Annotated in this window: 12 protein-coding genes; 8 read left to right on the top strand and 4 right to left on the bottom strand. The window is 69.4% G+C overall.

Features of this window, described 5'->3' with window-relative positions; all coding sequences use genetic code 11:
* The 4 genes from GPA10_RS38535 to GPA10_RS38520 all read left to right on the top strand — a co-directional run.
* Positions 1–2,250, top strand: a 2,250-nt coding sequence (locus tag GPA10_RS38535) for an ATP-binding protein (protein WP_157169475.1), incomplete at its 5' end; no start/stop codon positions are given.
* Between the two features lie 98 nt (positions 2,251–2,348).
* Positions 2,349–3,032: a response regulator gene (locus GPA10_RS38530; RefSeq protein ID WP_058845440.1), complete on the top strand. Its 684-nt coding sequence runs from the start codon at positions 2,349–2,351 to the stop codon at positions 3,030–3,032.
* Positions 3,033–3,085: 53 nt separating this feature from the next.
* Complete coding sequence (locus GPA10_RS38525) at positions 3,086–3,496, top strand: OB-fold nucleic acid binding domain-containing protein (protein WP_078965428.1); 411 nt, start codon at positions 3,086–3,088, stop codon at positions 3,494–3,496.
* A gap of 3 nt (positions 3,497–3,499) precedes the next feature.
* Positions 3,500–4,300: a DUF3159 domain-containing protein gene (locus tag GPA10_RS38520; RefSeq protein WP_058845441.1), complete on the top strand. Its 801-nt coding sequence runs from the start codon at positions 3,500–3,502 to the stop codon at positions 4,298–4,300.
* A gap of 87 nt (positions 4,301–4,387) precedes the next feature.
* Here the strand turns inward: GPA10_RS38520 and GPA10_RS38515 are convergent, their stop codons facing one another.
* The 4 genes from GPA10_RS38515 to GPA10_RS38500 form a co-directional block, all read right to left on the bottom strand.
* Complete coding sequence (locus GPA10_RS38515; RefSeq protein ID WP_030566822.1) at positions 4,388–5,050, bottom strand: potassium channel family protein; 663 nt, start codon at positions 5,048–5,050, stop codon at positions 4,388–4,390.
* Complete coding sequence (locus GPA10_RS38510; RefSeq protein WP_058845442.1) at positions 5,050–5,718, bottom strand: potassium channel family protein; 669 nt, start codon at positions 5,716–5,718, stop codon at positions 5,050–5,052. The genes GPA10_RS38515 and GPA10_RS38510 overlap by 1 nt, the downstream gene beginning before the upstream one ends.
* A gap of 139 nt (positions 5,719–5,857) precedes the next feature.
* A complete protein-coding gene (locus tag GPA10_RS38505; protein WP_058845443.1) occupies positions 5,858–6,097 on the bottom strand; it encodes a hypothetical protein in 240 nt (79 codons plus the stop codon).
* Positions 6,094–6,501: an ArsR/SmtB family transcription factor gene (locus tag GPA10_RS38500; RefSeq protein WP_246260504.1), complete on the bottom strand. Its 408-nt coding sequence runs from the start codon at positions 6,499–6,501 to the stop codon at positions 6,094–6,096. The genes GPA10_RS38505 and GPA10_RS38500 overlap by 4 nt, the downstream gene beginning before the upstream one ends.
* A 201-nt stretch (positions 6,502–6,702) precedes the next feature.
* Here GPA10_RS38500 and GPA10_RS38495 point away from each other — a divergent pair, with 201 nt between their 5' ends.
* From GPA10_RS38495 to GPA10_RS38480, 4 genes are all read left to right on the top strand, one after another.
* Positions 6,703–9,051 carry an MMPL family transporter gene (locus GPA10_RS38495; RefSeq protein WP_246260502.1) on the top strand — a complete coding sequence of 783 codons (2,349 nt, stop codon included), beginning with the start codon at positions 6,703–6,705 and terminating at the stop codon, positions 9,049–9,051.
* 190 nt (positions 9,052–9,241) lie between these two features.
* The gene (locus GPA10_RS38490; protein WP_343041797.1) at positions 9,242–11,290 is read left to right on the top strand and encodes an APC family permease; all 2,049 of its coding nucleotides are present in this window, start codon (positions 9,242–9,244) and stop codon (positions 11,288–11,290) included.
* A gap of 398 nt (positions 11,291–11,688) precedes the next feature.
* Positions 11,689–13,020 carry a class I SAM-dependent RNA methyltransferase gene (locus GPA10_RS38485; protein ID WP_157169474.1) on the top strand — a complete coding sequence of 444 codons (1,332 nt, stop codon included), beginning with the start codon at positions 11,689–11,691 and terminating at the stop codon, positions 13,018–13,020.
* Positions 13,021–13,733: 713 nt separating this feature from the next.
* A complete protein-coding gene (locus tag GPA10_RS38480) occupies positions 13,734–16,010 on the top strand; it encodes a GmrSD restriction endonuclease domain-containing protein (RefSeq protein WP_198351834.1) in 2,277 nt (758 codons plus the stop codon).
* The last annotated feature ends 88 nt before the right edge of the window (positions 16,011–16,098 follow it).

The following is a 16,098-nucleotide window of genomic DNA, read 5'->3' as shown; positions in this document are numbered from 1 at the left end:
TCGCGCAACGCCAAGCGCTGGCAGGACGTCGAGGAGCTGCTCGAAGCGGGTGTCGATGTCATATCGACGGTGAACATCCAGCATCTGGAGTCGCTGGGGGACGTGGTCGAGTCGATCACGGGGGTGCGGCAGCGGGAGACGGTGCCGGACGAGGTGGTGCGGCGGGCCGATCAGATCGAGCTGGTGGACATGTCGCCGCAGGCGCTGCGGCGGCGGATGGCGCACGGCAACATCTACAAGGCCGACAAGGTGGACGCGGCCCTGTCGAACTACTTCCGGCCGGGGAACCTGACGGCGCTGCGGGAGCTGGCGCTGCTGTGGGTGGCCGACCGGGTCGACGAGTACCTCCAGGAGTACCGGGGCGAGCACGACATCCGCTCGACCTGGCAGGCCCGTGAACGCATCGTCGTCGGCCTCACCGGCGGACCCGAGGGCCGCACCCTCATCCGCAGGGCCGCCCGGATGGCCGCCAAGGGCTCAGGCAGCGAGATCCTCGCCGTGTACATCGCCCGCAGCGACGGCCTCACCGCGGCCTCGCCGAAGGAACTCGCCGTCCAGCGCACCCTGGTCGAGGACCTCGGCGGCACCTTCCACCACGTCATAGGCGACGACATCCCGGCCGCCCTCCTCGAATTCGCCCGCGGCGTCAACGCCACCCAGATCGTCCTCGGCTCCTCCCGGCGCAAGTCCTGGCAGTACGTCTTCGGGCCCGGCGTCGGCGCCACCGTCGCCCGCGAGTCGGGACCCGACCTGGACGTCCACATCGTCACGCACGGCGAGGTCGCCAAGGGCCGGGGGCTGCCCGTGGCCCGCGGCGCCCGGCTCGGCAGGTCCCGGATCATCTGGGGCCGGCTGGTCGGCGTCGTCGGCCCCGCCCTGCTCACGCTGCTGCTCACGCACGTCGACGCGGACCTCGGTCTCGCCAACGACATGCTGCTCTTCCTGACCCTCACCGTGGCGGCGGCCCTGCTCGGCGGCCTCGCCCCCGCGCTCGCCTCGGCCGCGTTCGGCTCGCTGCTCCTGAACTACTACTTCACCCCGCCGCTGCACCAGTGGACGATCTCCGACGCGAAGAACATCGTCGCGATCGTCGTCTTCGTGTCCGTGGCGATCTCCGTGGCCTCCGTGGTGGACCTCGCCGCCCGCCGCACCCACCAGGCCGCGCGCCTGCGCGCCGAGTCCGAGATCCTCGCGCACCTCGCGGGCAGCGTGCTGCGCGGCGAGAACAGCCTCGAATCGCTCCTGGAGACCGTGCGCGAGACGTTCGCCATGGAAGGGGTCGCCCTCCTGGAGCGCGAGAGCGACGTGACGCCGTGGACCTGCGCGGGCGGTGTCGGCGACCGCCCGCACGTCGGCCGCCCCGAGGACGCCGACGTCGACGTGCCGGTCGGCGACCACATGGCCCTGGCCCTGACCGGCCGCGTGCTGCCCGCCGAGGACCGCCGCGTCCTCGCCGCGTTCGCCGCCCAGGCCGCCGTGGTCCTGGACCGCCAGCGTCTTCAGTCCGAGGCCGACCGGGCCCGGACGCTCGCCGAGGGCAACCGCATCCGCACCGCCCTGCTCGCCGCCGTCAGCCACGACCTGCGCACCCCGCTCGCCGGCATCAAGGCGGCCGTGACCAGCCTGCGCTCGGAGGACGTGGAGTGGTCCGAGGAGGACCGGGCCGAGCTCCTGGAGGGCATCGAGGCCGGCGCCGACCGCCTCGACCACCTCGTCGGCAACCTCCTCGACATGTCCCGCCTCCAGACCGGCACGGTCACCCCGCTGATCCGGGAGATCGACCTCGACGAGGTCGTGCCGATGGCGCTCGGCGGCGTCCCGGACGGCAGCGTCGAGCTCGACGTCCCCGAGGACCTGCCGATGGTCGCCGTCGACAAGGGCCTCCTGGAGCGCGCCGTCGCCAACATCGTGGAGAACGCCGTCAAGTACGCGCCCGAGGACGAACCCGTCCTCGTCTCGGCCAGCGCGCTCGGCGACCGCGTGGAGCTACGGGTGGTCGACCGGGGGCCCGGCGTCCCCGACGACGCCAAGGAACGCATCTTCGAGCCCTTCCAGCGCTACGGTGACGCTCCACGCGGCAGCGGCGTCGGCCTCGGCCTCGCGGTGGCCCGCGGCTTCGTGGAATCGATGCGCGGCACCCTCGACGCGGAGGACACTCCGGGCGGCGGCCTCACGATGGTCCTCACCCTGAAGGCCGCCGCCGGCCGCAGGGCCCCCGTACCCGACCGTCCGATACAGATGATCTCGTGACCGCGGCCGGTGCCCCAGTGGCCACCGACGGCACGAAGGCCCCCCGCGCGGCAGGAAGCCGCGCGAGCGGCACAGACAAGCCCGAAAGGCAGGTAGGAATGACCCGGGTGCTCGTGGTCGACGACGAGCCGCAGATCGTACGTGCCCTCGTGATCAACCTGAAGGCACGCAAGTACGACGTGGACGCGGCACCGGACGGCGCGACCGCCCTGCAGCTCGCCGCCGCCCGCCACCCCGACGTGATCGTGCTCGACCTCGGTCTGCCCGACATGGACGGCGTGGAGGTGATCAGGGGGCTGCGCGGCTGGACGCGCGTGCCCATCCTGGTCCTGTCGGCGCGGCACAGCTCCGACGAGAAGGTCGAGGCCCTGGACGCCGGGGCCGACGACTACGTGACCAAGCCCTTCGGCATGGACGAGCTCCTCGCCCGGCTGCGCGCGGCCGTCCGCCGCGCGGAGCCCACCGGTGCCGGTGAGGACGACGTGACGGTGGACACCGACGACTTCACGGTCGACCTGGCCGCGAAGAAGGTGAACCGCGGCGGCCGTGACGTACGCCTGACCCCCACGGAGTGGCACCTCCTGGAGGTCCTGGTGCGCAACGCGGGCCGCCTCGTCAGCCAGAAGCAGCTCCTCCAGGAGGTCTGGGGGCCCTCGTACGGCACGGAGACGAACTATCTGCGCGTCTACATGGCCCAGCTCCGCCGCAAACTGGAGGCGGACCCGGCGCATCCGCGGCACTTCATCACGGAGCCGGGGATGGGGTACCGCTTCGAGCGGTAGCGAGCGGGTATGTGCGTTGCGGGGGTGTCGGCGGCCACCGGTACGCTTCGGGTATGAGTGCTGTTCCTGGTTCTGCCCCTGGATCCGGCAAGCCGACGGGCCGCTTCCGGCGCATGCTCGACCGCTTGTCGACGTCCCAGCAGGACTTGGAGTCCCAGGAACTGCGCGAGGACGCCGAAACGACCGGATGCACGCGCATCGGCGACTGCCAGGACCGTCAGATAGTGACGGTTACTGGTACGTTGCGCACGGTCACCCTGCGGCCCCGGGCCGGCGTCCCCGCCCTGGAGGCGGAGCTGTTCGACGGTTCCGCCGCGCTGGACGTGGTGTGGTTGGGCCGGCGTTCCATCGTGGGAATCGAGCCGGGGCGCCGCTTGATCGCCTCGGGCCGGATCTCCATAGACCGCGGCCGCAGAGTGCTCTTCAACCCGAAGTACGAACTCAGACCGCTCGGACGGGAGTGACCGGTGACGTCAGTCGACAAGCCGACCGACCAGGCCGTGGGCGACCGCCCGCAGGACGCGCACGACGCGCAGCGGGCCAAGCACGCCAGACCCGCCCACGACGGGGCCGGTGACCCCGACACCAAGGCGCTCACCCAGGCCGCGCTGTTCGACGCCTTCGGCGGCATCCGCGGCACGGTCGAGACGATGGCCCCCGGCCTGCTCTTCGTGTTGATCTACACGATCAACAAGGACCTGCACATGTCGGCGATCGCGGCCCTGGCCGTCGCGCTGGTCCTGGTCGTGGTCCGTCTGGTCCGCCGGGACACCGTCAAGCACGCCTTCAGCGGCGTCTTCGGAGTCGCGTTCGGCGTGGCCTTCGCCATGTTCACGGGCAACGCCAAGGACTTCTACCTGCCCGGCATGATCTACGGCGCGGGCCTCGGCGCGGCCTTCTTCCTGTCCGCGCTCGTCGGCTATCCGCTGCTCGGGCTCCTCCTCGGCCCGGTCTTCCGCGAGAACCTCTCCTGGCGCACCCGCAACCCCGGCCGCAAGAAGGCGTACACCAAGGCGTCCCTCGCCTGGGGCCTGGTCTTCCTCGCCAAGTACGCCATCCTCTTCCCGCTGTACTGGTGGGGGGACACCGAGCAGCTCGGCTGGGTCCTGATCGCCCTGAAGCTCCCGCCGATGGTCCTCGCGGTGTACTTCACCTGGATCTTCCTGGCGAAGGCGCCGCCGCCGATCGACGTGTTCGCGGAGATGGAAGCGGCGGAGAAGGCGGAAGCGGAGCGCAAGGCAGGTAATTCAAGCCCGTCCGGCGTTTGAGGACGAGGCCCGCAGGGCCGGCAAGCGCTCACACAGGTGGGGGCGCCCGGAAGGTTCCGGGCGCCCCCACCTGCGCAGGGCCTACGGCTAGTTACGGGCGGAGAGCAGGTCCTCCAGCTGCTCCTCCCGCGCCTGCGCGGCCACGAAGAGCAGTTCGTCCCCCGCTTCGAGGGAGTCGTCCGCGGTCGGCGCGAGGACGCGCGTACCGCGGATGATGGTGACCAGGGAGGTGTCCTCGGGCCACTGGACGTCACCGACGCGGGTGCCCGCGAGGGTCGACTCCGGCGGCAGCGTCAGCTCGACGAGGTTGGCGTCGCCGTGGCTGAAGCGCAGCAGCCGCACCAGGTCGCCGACACTGACGGCCTCCTCGACGAGCGCGGACATCAGACGCGGCGTGGACACCGCGACGTCGACGCCCCAGGACTCGTTGAAGAGCCACTCGTTCTTCGGGTTGTTCACGCGGGCGACGACCCGCGGAACGCCGTACTCGGTCTTCGCGAGCAGCGAGACGACGAGGTTGACCTTGTCGTCGCCGGTCGCGGCGATGACGACGTTGCAGCGCTGCAGCGCCGCCTCGTCGAGCGAGGTGATCTCGCAGGCGTCGGCGAGCAGCCACTCCGCCTGCGGGACGCGCTCGACGGAAATGGCCGTCGGCGCCTTGTCGACGAGAAGGACCTCGTGCCCGTTCTCCAGGAGCTCACCGGCGATGGAGCGGCCCACCGCGCCGGCTCCGGCAATGGCGACCCTCATCAGTGACCGCCCTCCTCGGGGCCTTCGGCGAAGGCCGCCTCGACCTTCTCCACCTCGTCGGTGCGCATCATCACGTGCACCAGATCGCCCTCCTGGAGCACCGTCTGCGAGGTCGGCAGGACCGCCTCGCCGAGCCGGGTGAGGAACGCGACGCGCACGCCGGTCTCCTCCTGAAGGCGGCTGATCTTCTGGCCGATCCAGGACTCCGACGCGTGCACCTCGGCGAGCTGCACACCGCCCGTCGGATCGCGCCACAGCGGCTCGGCCCCGGAGGGCAGCAGCCTGCGCAGCATCTGGTCGGCGGTCCAGCGGACCGTCGCGACCGTGGGGATGCCGAGGCGCTGGTAGACCTCGGCGCGGCGCGGGTCGTAGATGCGGGCCGCGACGTTCTCGATGCCGAACATCTCGCGGGCCACCCGGGCGGCGATGATGTTCGAGTTGTCGCCGCTGGAGACGGCGGCGAAGGCGCCGGCGTCCTCGATGCCCGCCTCGCGCAGGGTGTCCTGGTCGAAGCCGACCCCGGTCACACGGCGGCCGCCGAAACCGGAGCCCAGACGGCGGAATGCGGTGGGGTCCTGGTCGACGACGGCGACCGTGTGCCCCTGCTGTTCCAGGGTCTGCGCGAGAGCGGAACCGACTCTCCCGCACCCCATGATGACGATGTGCACGTCGTTACCCCGCGCTCCTCATGGCTCTCGTGACCTGCGTAAATGCCCTGCTCATGACTCTCGACCCCGTCTGTTCCCCGGTAGTGCTCGAGTCCACGTTAACGGCTTTCGCACCGGGCCCCGCGTCCGATCGGGTCCCTCACTCCACGGCGCGCAGCATGCTCTCCACGGACTTGACGCGGAGGTTCAGCTCGATGAGCTGGCCGCGCACGGCGTCGGTCTCGGACCGGGAGGCCTCCAGGGCCTTGTGGTAGGCCGCCATCGCGGCCGCGTACTCGCGGTCGCGCTCGCGGCTGCGCTGCGTCTGGAAGTACGCCACGGAGACGACCGCACCGGCAAGGATCACAAAGAAGGCGATCGGGATGATCGCGTCGCTCATGGGTGCGTCTCCTCGGAAGAGTGCTGACCGGACCGCCCGGCCTGTCCTGTCTCGCCGGACTGCCCAGCCTGTCCCGTCTCGCCGGACTGCCCGGCCTGTCCCGTCTCGCCCGCCCGGTCCTGCCGGGCGGCAGCGAGAATCGTATCCACGTTCAAATGCACGTCAAACGGAGCGAGTTCGAAGTACTTGAGGGCCTTGCCGTCGTCGGAGAGCTCCAGGCGTCCGACCACCAGGCCTGCCTTCTCCAGGCGCTCCAGGTGCATGTAGAGCAGCGGCCGGGAGACGCCGAGGCGGCGCGCGAGTTCGCTGACGTACAGGGTGCCGGCGGCGAGTTCCTTGATGATCCGGATCCGCTGGGCGTGGCCGACCGCCGCGAGGAAGGCAAGCAGCTCTTCGCTGTTCATGGCCCGCCTCTGTGCCGCTCCGATACCTGTCAGCCAAGGCTTACGCACGTCATGAAGCACTGTCAAACCCTCCGTGCGGCCCGTGCGCACGCTCCGACATGACAGTTGACGTATCCACCCTTCACCTGTCAGCCTCCACTTACACATACATGTAAGTCTCTACTTACACATGAAGCACGGGGGCTGCTTATGACTGGGGGAATGGATATGGGAAGGCGGCGCTCGGTCACGGTGCGCGTGGCCCGGTGGAGCGCGCTGCACCCGTGGCGGGCGGTCGTCGGCTGGTTCGTCTTCGTGGCGCTCTGCCTGGGCGGCGGGATCGCCGCCGGCATGAACAGCGCGACGTCTCAGGACTTCCGCGTCGGCGAGGCGGGCCGGGCCGAGGCCCTGGCCACCGAGGGCGGCGTCCAGCTCAGGTCCACCGAGCAGGTGCTGATCCGGGCCGCGTCCGGCCGCCTGGACGAGGCGGCCGCGGGCGCCGCGGTGCGGGACGTCACCGCCCGGATGAAGGCCCTGCCCGAGGTCGCGTCGGTGGCGCCCCCGGTGCGCTCCGCCGACGGCCGCGTCCTGCGGATCCAGGTGGAGCTGAACGGCTCCGAGCAGGAGGACCAGGAGAACGTCCCACCGCTCCAGGCGCAGACCGCGAAGGTGGCGAAGGCGCACCCGGACCTCGTGATCGAGGAGACCGGCGACGCCTCCGTGAGCAAGGGCGTCGACGACCAGCGTGACAAGGACCTGAAGTTCTCCGAGGCGATCACGCTGCCCATCACGCTGATCACGCTGGCGGTGGTGTTCGGCTCGGTCGTCATGGTGGGGGTGCCGCTGCTGCTCGCCATCACGTCGATCACGGCCACCATGGGCCTGGCGATGCTGGCCTCGCACCTGCTGCCCGACACCGGCGTGGGAATGAGCATGATCCTGCTCATCGGCATGGCCGTCGGTGTCGACTACACGCTCTTCTACCTCAAGCGCGAACGCGAGGAGCGGGCCCGCGCGGGCGGCCGCCTCACCTCCGAGGCCCTGGTGGAGGCCGCCGCCGCGACCGCGGGCCGCGCGATCGTCGTCTCCGGGCTCGCCGTGATCGTCTCCACCACCGCGCTCTTCCTCGCCGGTGACGTCATCTTCGACTCGCTCGCGAGCGGCACCATCCTGGTCGTCGCCGTGGCCGTGGTCAGCTCGGTGACCGTGCTGCCCGCCCTGCTCGTGCGGCTCGGCCGCCGCACCGAGCGCCGCGCCGCCCGGCGCCGGGCCCGGGGCGAGTCCGTCCGCCCCCGCGGCGAGAAGGAGCCGGGGCGCGCCTGGAACGCCCTGCTGGCGCCCGCCCGCAAGCACCCGCTCGGCACCCTGTGCGCCGCGGTCCTCGCCCTCGTGGCGCTCGCCCTGCCCGCCCTCGACATGAACCTGAAGAACCCGGCACGTGACAGCTTCTCCCGCGAGATCCCCGCGATGAAGGCGTACGACCGGCTGCTCGACGCCTTCCCCGAGCTGCGCGTGCGGCACCTCGTCGTGGTGCGGGCCGAGGCGTCGCAGGCGGGGGAGGTGCGGCGGGCCCTGCGGGACCTGGACCGCAGGGCGGCTGCCGACCCGCTCTTCTCGGACCCCGCGGGCGGCCCGCTCCTGCGGGTCTCCGCGGACCGCAGGACCACCACCCTCGAACTGGACGCCGCGCACCCCACGTACTCGAAGGAGGCCGAGGCCTCGCTCGACCACCTGCGCGGCGACCACATCCCCGCGACGGTCGGCAGGCTCCCCGGCGTCGAGACGGCCGTCACCGGCGAGGTACCGCGGGGCATTGACTACGTGGCGCACCAGAACGAGAAGCTGCCGCTCGTCCTCGGCTTCCTGCTCCTGATGACCTTCGCCATGACGGTGTACGCGTTCCGCTCCGTCGTCCTCGCGCTGCTCGGCGTCGTGCTCAACCTGCTCTCCGCCGCGTCCGCGCTCGGGCTCCTCGTGCTCGTCTTCCAGGGGGAGTGGGCCGAGGACCTGCTGTCCTTCGTCTCTCTGCACGGCGTCTCCTCGCGCGTGCCGCTGTTCCTCTTCGTGATCCTCTTCGGGCTCTCGATGGACTACCAGGTGTTCGTGGTCAGCCGGATCCGTGAGGCCGCGCTGGACGGCGTACCCACGCGGCAGGCCGTACTGGACGGGATCGCGTCGTCCGCCAAGGTCGTCACGAGCGCGGCGATCGTCATGGTCACCGTCTTCGCGAGCTTCGTGATGCTGCACATCCTGGAGATGAAGCAGATGGGCTTCGTGCTCGCGGTCGCCGTCCTGCTCGACGCCTTCGTGATCCGCGTCATGATCCTGCCCGCGGCGCTGCTGCTGCTCGGCGACGCCACCTGGTGGCCCTCCAAGGCGGTGCGGCGGGCCGGGGAGCGGCTGGCGTCCCGGGGCCGGGGGTACGTGGCCGAGCCTTCCGGGGGCCAGGGGTACGAGGCCCGGCCCTCCCGGGGCCAGGGGGCCGCCGAGTGGCCGACCCCTGGGCACGGGGAGCGCGGCGGAGCCGGTGCGCTGCTCGGCGGCGGGGCTCCGAGCAGCGACGACCGGTGAGACGGCCGGTGAGGCGACCGGTGATCCGGGCGGGGCGCTGAGGGCGGGGCGGGGCCGGGGCGACGGCTCCGGTCCCGCCCCGCCGCACCCCGCCCGGTATTTCCCCGGCGCCCCGGCCGGTATTTCCATATTCCCCACACTCGGGGTGCTGGGTGGGCGGCGTACCCGGCGAACGCTTACGATCCTCTGCGTGTCCAAACTGACCGACGTGCCCAAACGGATCCTCATCGGGCGCGCCCTGCGCAGCGACCGGCTCGGAGAAACGCTCCTGCCGAAGCGCATCGCTCTCCCCGTGTTCGCGTCCGACCCGCTGTCCTCCGTCGCGTACGCGCCCGGCGAGGTGCTGCTCGTCCTGTCCGTCGCGGGCGTGTCGGCCTACCACTTCAGCCCCTGGATCGCCGTCGCGGTCGTCGTGCTGATGTTCACCGTCGTGGCGTCGTACCGCCAGAACGTGCACGCGTACCCGAGCGGCGGCGGCGACTACGAGGTCGCGAACACCAACCTCGGCCCCAAGGCGGGCCTGACCGTCGCGAGCGCCCTGCTCGTCGACTACGTCCTGACCGTCGCCGTCTCGATCTCCTCGGGCATCGAGAACCTGGGCTCGGCCGTCCCCTTCGTCGTCGAGCACAAGGTCCTCTGCGCGATCGCCGTCATCGTGCTCCTGACGCTGATGAACCTGCGCGGTGTCAAGGAGTCCGGCAAGCTCTTCGCGATCCCCACGTACGTCTTCGTGGCGGGCGTCTTCATCATGATCGCGTGGGGTGCCTTCCGGGGCTTCGTCCTCGACGACACCATGAAGGCCCCTACGGCCGACTTCAAGATCAACGCCGAGCACGAGGGCCTGGCGGGCTTCGCCATGGTCTTCCTGCTCCTGCGCGCGTTCTCCTCCGGCTGCGCCGCGCTCACCGGCGTGGAGGCGATCAGCAACGGCGTCCCGGCCTTCCGCAAGCCGAAGTCCAAGAACGCCGCGTCCACGCTCGCTCTGATGGGCGCCCTCGCGGTCACCATGTTCTGCGGGATCATCGCCCTCGCCATGGCGACCAACGTCCACATGGCCGAGAAGCCCGCCAAGGACCTCCTGGAGAACGGCGTCCCCGTCGGCTCCGACTACGTCCAGAACCCGGTGATCTCCCAGGTCGCCGAGGCCGTCTTCGGGAACGGCAGCTTCCTGTTCGTCGTCCTCGCCGCCGCCACCGCGCTCGTCCTCTTCCTGGCCGCGAACACCGCGTACAACGGCTTCCCGCTGCTCGGCTCGATCCTCGCGCAGGACCGCTACCTGCCGCGCCAGCTGCACACGCGCGGCGACCGCCTCGCCTTCTCCAACGGCATCGTCCTGCTCGCGGGCGCCGCGGCGCTGCTCGTCTTCATCTACGGCGCGGACTCCACCCGCCTGATCCAGCTGTACATCGTCGGCGTCTTCGTCTCCTTCACGCTCAGCCAGATCGGCATGGTCCGGCACTGGAACCGCCATCTGGCGGCGCAGCGCGACCCCGGCAAGCGGCGCCACATGCTCCGCTCCCGCGCCATCAACGCCTTCGGCGCCTTCTTCACCGGCCTGGTCCTGGTCGTCGTCCTCGTTACCAAGTTCACGCACGGCGCGTGGGTGGCGCTGCTCGGCATGTGCATCTTCTACGCGACGATGAGCGCGATCCGCCGTCACTACGACCGGGTCGCCGAGGAGATCGCGGCCCCCGAGGGCCCCTCCGACGACAACGTCCGCCCCTCCCGGGTCCACTCCATCGTCCTGGTCTCCAAGATCCACAAGCCCACCCTCCGGGCCCTCGCGTACGCCAAGCTGATGCGCACCGACACCCTGGAGGCCCTGAGCGTCAACGTCGACGCCGCCGAGACCAAGGCACTGCGCGACGAGTGGGAGCGGCGCAACATCAGCGTGCCGCTGAAGGTCCTCGACTCGCCGTACCGCGAGGTCACCCGCCCCGTCATCGAGTACGTGAAGTCGCTGCGCCGGGAGAGCCCGCGCGACGCGGTCAGCGTGATCATCCCCGAGTACGTGGTGGGCCACTGGTACGAGCACCTGCTCCACAACCAGAGCGCCCTGCGCCTCAAGGGCCGTCTGCTCTTCACGCCCGGCGTGATGGTGACGTCCGTCCCCTACCAGCTGGAGTCCTCCGAGGCGGCGAAGCGCCGGGCGCGCAGGCGCCAGGAGTGGAACGCGCCGGGGTCGGTGCGGCGGGGGCCGGTGGAGAAGCGGGCGAAGGAGAGCAGCAAGAAGGGGTAGCGGGGCCCGGGAGGCGGCGAACGGGCGCCTGATGCCCGGCGGCGCTGTTCGCGCTCCGGCCCGGTCGGGCGTGTGGACGAGGGTGGGGGCGTCTCCACGTAGGGCGGGGGCGTCTCTACGTGGGGCGGGGCGTCTCCACGTAGGGCGGGGGCGTGTCTCCACGTAGAGCGGGGGCGTCTCCATGTCGACGTGTCTCCACGTAGAGCGGAGGCGTCTCCACGTCGACGTGTCTCCACGTAGAGCGGGGGCGTCACCACGTCGAGGTGTCACCACGTAGAGCGGGCGCGTCACCACGTCGAGGTGTCTCCACGTAGACTGGTGGGCTGTCGTCCCGGTGTCGCCCGGCCGTTCCGGCCGGAAGGCGGCCCTTCCCCCTTACGTTGTGGAGTCACCCCGCCATGCAGGCTGAACCGAAGAACTCGCTGGTGGGCCAGGAGTACGAGGTCGAGGTGGGGCCGGTCGCGCACGGCGGCCACTGCGTCGCCCGCACGGAGGAGGGCCAGGTCCTCTTCGTACGGCACGCGCTGCCCGGCGAGCGGGTGGTGGCGCGGGTGACGGAGGGCGACGAGTCGTCCCGCTTCCTGCGCGCCGACGCGGTCACGGTCCTCGACGCCTCCAAGGACCGCGTGCAGGCCCCCTGCCCGTACGCCGGACCGGGCCGCTGCGGCGGCTGCGACTGGCAGCACGCGAAGCCGGGGGCGCAGCGCCGCCTCAAGGGCGAGGTGATCGCTGAGCAGCTGAAGCGGCTTGCCGGGCTGACGCCCGAGGAGGCGGGCTGGGACGGCACGGTGATGCCGGCGGAGGGCGACAAGCTGCCCGCCGGCGAGGTCCCGTCGTGGCGGACCCGTGTCCAGTACGCGGTGGACCCGGAGTCCGGCCGTGCGGGTCTGCGCCGCCACCGCTCGCACGAGGTGGAGCCGGTCGACCACTGCATGATCGCGGCGGAGGGCGTCTCGGAGCTGGGGATCGAGCAGCGCGAGTGGGCGGGGATGGAGTCGGTGGAGGCGATTGCGGCGACGGGTTCGGGGGACCGCCAGGTGATCCTGACTCCCCGTCCCGGGGCGCGCCTTCCTCTGGTCAAGCTGGACAGGCCGGTCTCCGTCCTCCGCGTGGAGGAGAAGGACGGCGGGGTGCACCGGGTCCACGGCCGCCCCTTCGTCCGCGAACGCGCCGACGGCCGTACGTACCGCGTGGGCAACGGCGGCTTCTGGCAGGTCCACCCCAAGGCGGCGGACACCCTGGTGACGGCGGTCATGCAGGGCCTGCTGCCGCGCAAGGGCGAGATGGCCCTGGACCTCTACTGCGGCGTCGGCCTCTTCGCGGGCGCGATCGCGGACCGCGTGGGCGAGGAGGGTGCCGTCCTCGGCATCGAGTCCGGCAAACGTGCGGTGGAGGACGCCCGCCACAACCTGGCCGCTTTCGACCGCGTCCGCATCGAACAGGGCAAGGTCGAGTCGATCCTGCCGCGCACGGGCATCACGGAGGTCGACGTCATCGTCCTGGACCCGCCCCGCGCGGGCGCGGGCAAGCAGACGGTCCGCCACCTGACCGGGCTGGGGGCGCGACGGATCGCCTACGTGGCGTGCGATCCTGCTGCGCTGGCTCGGGACTTGGGGTACTTCCGGGAGGGCGGGTACAAGGTGCGGATGCTTCGGGCTTTTGATCTTTTTCCGATGACGTCGCATGTGGAGTGTGTGGCTATCCTTGAGCCAGCCGTGAAGAGCTCCTGAGCTGCCGTTTCGTGCGTGCACATTTTGTGCCGTGTAGGCGTTGCGGGCGACATCTCGACGCTACTCTGCGTGGAGTTGCTGTTTTCTGATGATCAGCTGCCCCGAACGAGGCCAATGATCGCTAGGACCTGCTGCAATGAGCGGCTGACGACAGCTGGCCTGCGTGAACGATCTGGCGACTGTTGCATGTTCATGCTGGTTGAAGAGGCCGGAAGTCCCAGCACGCTCCGACCGCTGGTGGAGCGTTTTGAACAAGAGGCGAGGCCGGGTCAAGAAGGCCGACCCGCCGGCGCATGATGGCCTCGTCGATGTGACTCCGCTGCGACCGAGCCGAACCGCCCGTAGCTCGCGGACATTACTGACATATCGCACCGGAAGGGAAGCTGCATCTAGGTGCGCTCCGGCTCCTCATCGCGCATGATCGTCAACCGATGTCGACATGATGTGCTTGTTGCTGCGTTCGTCGTTTCGCCACCGTGGTCTGCGCGAAACGTACCGAGCGAGAGGCTCGACGAAAGCACCTTACGGCGAGGCTCATCCCCACGGCGTTCGGAAGCCGCCGTAGTTGGGCCCCGCTACCGTGCATTCGTCCTTGTAGTGAGCGCCATTGGCCCTGCGGTGTGGTGTGTCATCGTGGTAGAAACCTGATGTTGTTCCCACGCTCTGACCGCTTCGGCCGGCCAGTTGCCCTCGGACATTAGGAGCCCTCGGCTGTGCCACCCACTTTGTATCGTGACACTGGTTACACACTCCGGCACCTGATCGAGAACATCGAAGGCGGCCGTATCGGACTCCCCGACATTCAACGACCGTTCGCTTGGTCTGCGGCGAAGACCCGCGACCTCTTCGACTCGATGTATCGGGGCTACCCGATCGGCACCTTGATGTTCTGGGAGACCGGTGCTGAAGTGGGTACGCGGCAGATCGGAACGGAAGTCGACGATCGAGCACCGCAGCTATTGGTCGTTGACGGGCAGCAGCGGCTCACCGCCCTGTTCGCTGTCCTCACCGGGCGCAAGATCGTTACTAAGTCTTTCGACGAGATCAACATTCGCGTCGCGTTCCACCCGGAAGACCAGACATTCGAGGTCACGGACGCGGCAATCGAGCGTGACGCCCACTTCATTCCGGACATCACCGCGCTCTGGGCTCAAGGCGGTTACAAGCCCACCGTCCGGCGGTTCTTCCAACGGCTCGAAGAAGGCGGCGGACAGCCGTTGTCGGACACTGTCAAGGATGAGCTTGAAGAACGCATAGACAGGGTCCGGGACCTGCACGAGTTCCGCTTCCAGGTTGTGGAGCTGGGTGCTTCGGCCGATGAGGAGCAGGTCGCCGACATCTTCGTGCGCATCAACTCCGACGGCGTGAAGCTCAACCAGTCCGACTTCATCCTCACCCTGATGTCCGTGCATTGGGAGAAGGGTCGCCGCCAGCTCGAAGACTTCAGCCGCGGCGCGGTGATCGCAGGGCTCCCCGACCCGAGCCCTCGGAACGCTTTTCTGAATCCCAGCCCGGACCAACTGCTGCGTGTAGCCGTCGCTGTCGCCTTCCGGCGCGCCCGGCTGCAGCACGTCTATAGCATCCTACGGGGAAAGGACCTCGCAACCGGCAAGGTCACCGCCGCTCGACGGCAGGAGCAGTTCGACCGACTCGCCCAAGCGCACACGAAGGTCCTGGACCTGACCAGCTGGCACGAGTTCTTCCAGTGCGTCAGGGCAGCCGGCTTCCGCAGCCGCAAGATGATCACCTCCGACAGCGCCCTTCTGTACAGCTACACGATCTGGCTGATCGGACACCACGACTTCGGCTTGACGGCCGATGAACTCCGTCCCATGATCGGACGGTGGTTCTTCATGGCTCACACCACCGGCCGATACTCCAACTCTCCCGAGTCGCAGATGGAGTTCGACCTGGGACGCATCGGCAGTCTGCCGCCAGGTGACGGCCGGGCCTTCACCGCGGAACTCGACCGGATCATCACGGCGAACTTCACGGGCGACTACTGGGACATCTCCCTGCCGAACCGGTTGGACACATCCTCGTCGCGTTCACCGGTGCTGTTCGCCTACCAGGCGGCGCTCAACATCCTGGACGCCGAAATGCTCCTCGGCGACCAACGAATCCGTGATCTGCTGGACCCATCAGTCAAACCGGCCAGGGCTGTCGACCGGGATAACCTGTTCCATCGCAAGGTGCTTGCCAGACTGGGCATCACCGACCGGCGCCAAGTCAATGCCATCGCCAACATGGCGTATGTGACGTGGCTGGCAGACGAACTGTCCAACAGCGACGCACCACATGACTACTGGCCGAGAATCACGAACGCGATGGACCCGGAAGTGCTCGGGCGGCAGGTACGGTGGCACGCGCTCCCGGTCGGCTGGGAGCAGCTCGACTATTTCACCTTCCTGGAACGGCGGCGTCAGCTGATCGCCAAGGTCGTGCGGGAAGCGTTCGAAACCCTCACGGGGGAACGTCCTGCGTACATTCCGACCACCCCGGCCGACATGATCGCTGCCGGCGAGTCCCAGGGCACCGAGTTCAAGGCCAGCGCACGCTGGAACGTGCACACCCGACAGGCCGAAAAGTCTCTGCGGCACAACATCGTCAAGGCCGTCTGCGGCTTCCTGAACGGCGAGGGCGGAAACCTGTACATCGGCGTCGCCGACGACGGGACTGTCCTCGGTATCGAGAACGACCTCAACACCCTGGAGTCGCAGGCCAGTGTCGACGGGTACGAGCTCTTCGTACGTCAACTCCTCGACAGCAGCCTGTCGACCCCGACAGCGACCACCGTCCGCATACGCTTCCCCGAAATTTCCGGCAACGTCGTCTGTCAGATCAGCGTTGCCGCAGCAGGTAGGCCGGTGTTCGCCAAGCCCCCCAAGGGCGGCAACGGTGCCACCGACTTCTGGGTCCGGGTCGGCAATGCCACCAAGCAACTCCATGGCGATGACCTCCTGCGCTACCAGGAGGAACACTGGGGATGAGCGTCCTCATGGCCAGTCCGACTCTCCTTACCGGCTCGGACCGACGTCATACCGATGACGTCGTATGTGGAGTGCGTGGCGATTCCGG

The organism is Streptomyces typhae, assembly GCF_009755605.1.
In the GTDB taxonomy this organism is placed as follows: domain Bacteria; phylum Actinomycetota; class Actinomycetes; order Streptomycetales; family Streptomycetaceae; genus Streptomyces; species Streptomyces typhae.
Note: the sequence above shows the minus strand (reverse complement) of the source record. Positions and strands in the feature narration are given on the sequence as shown.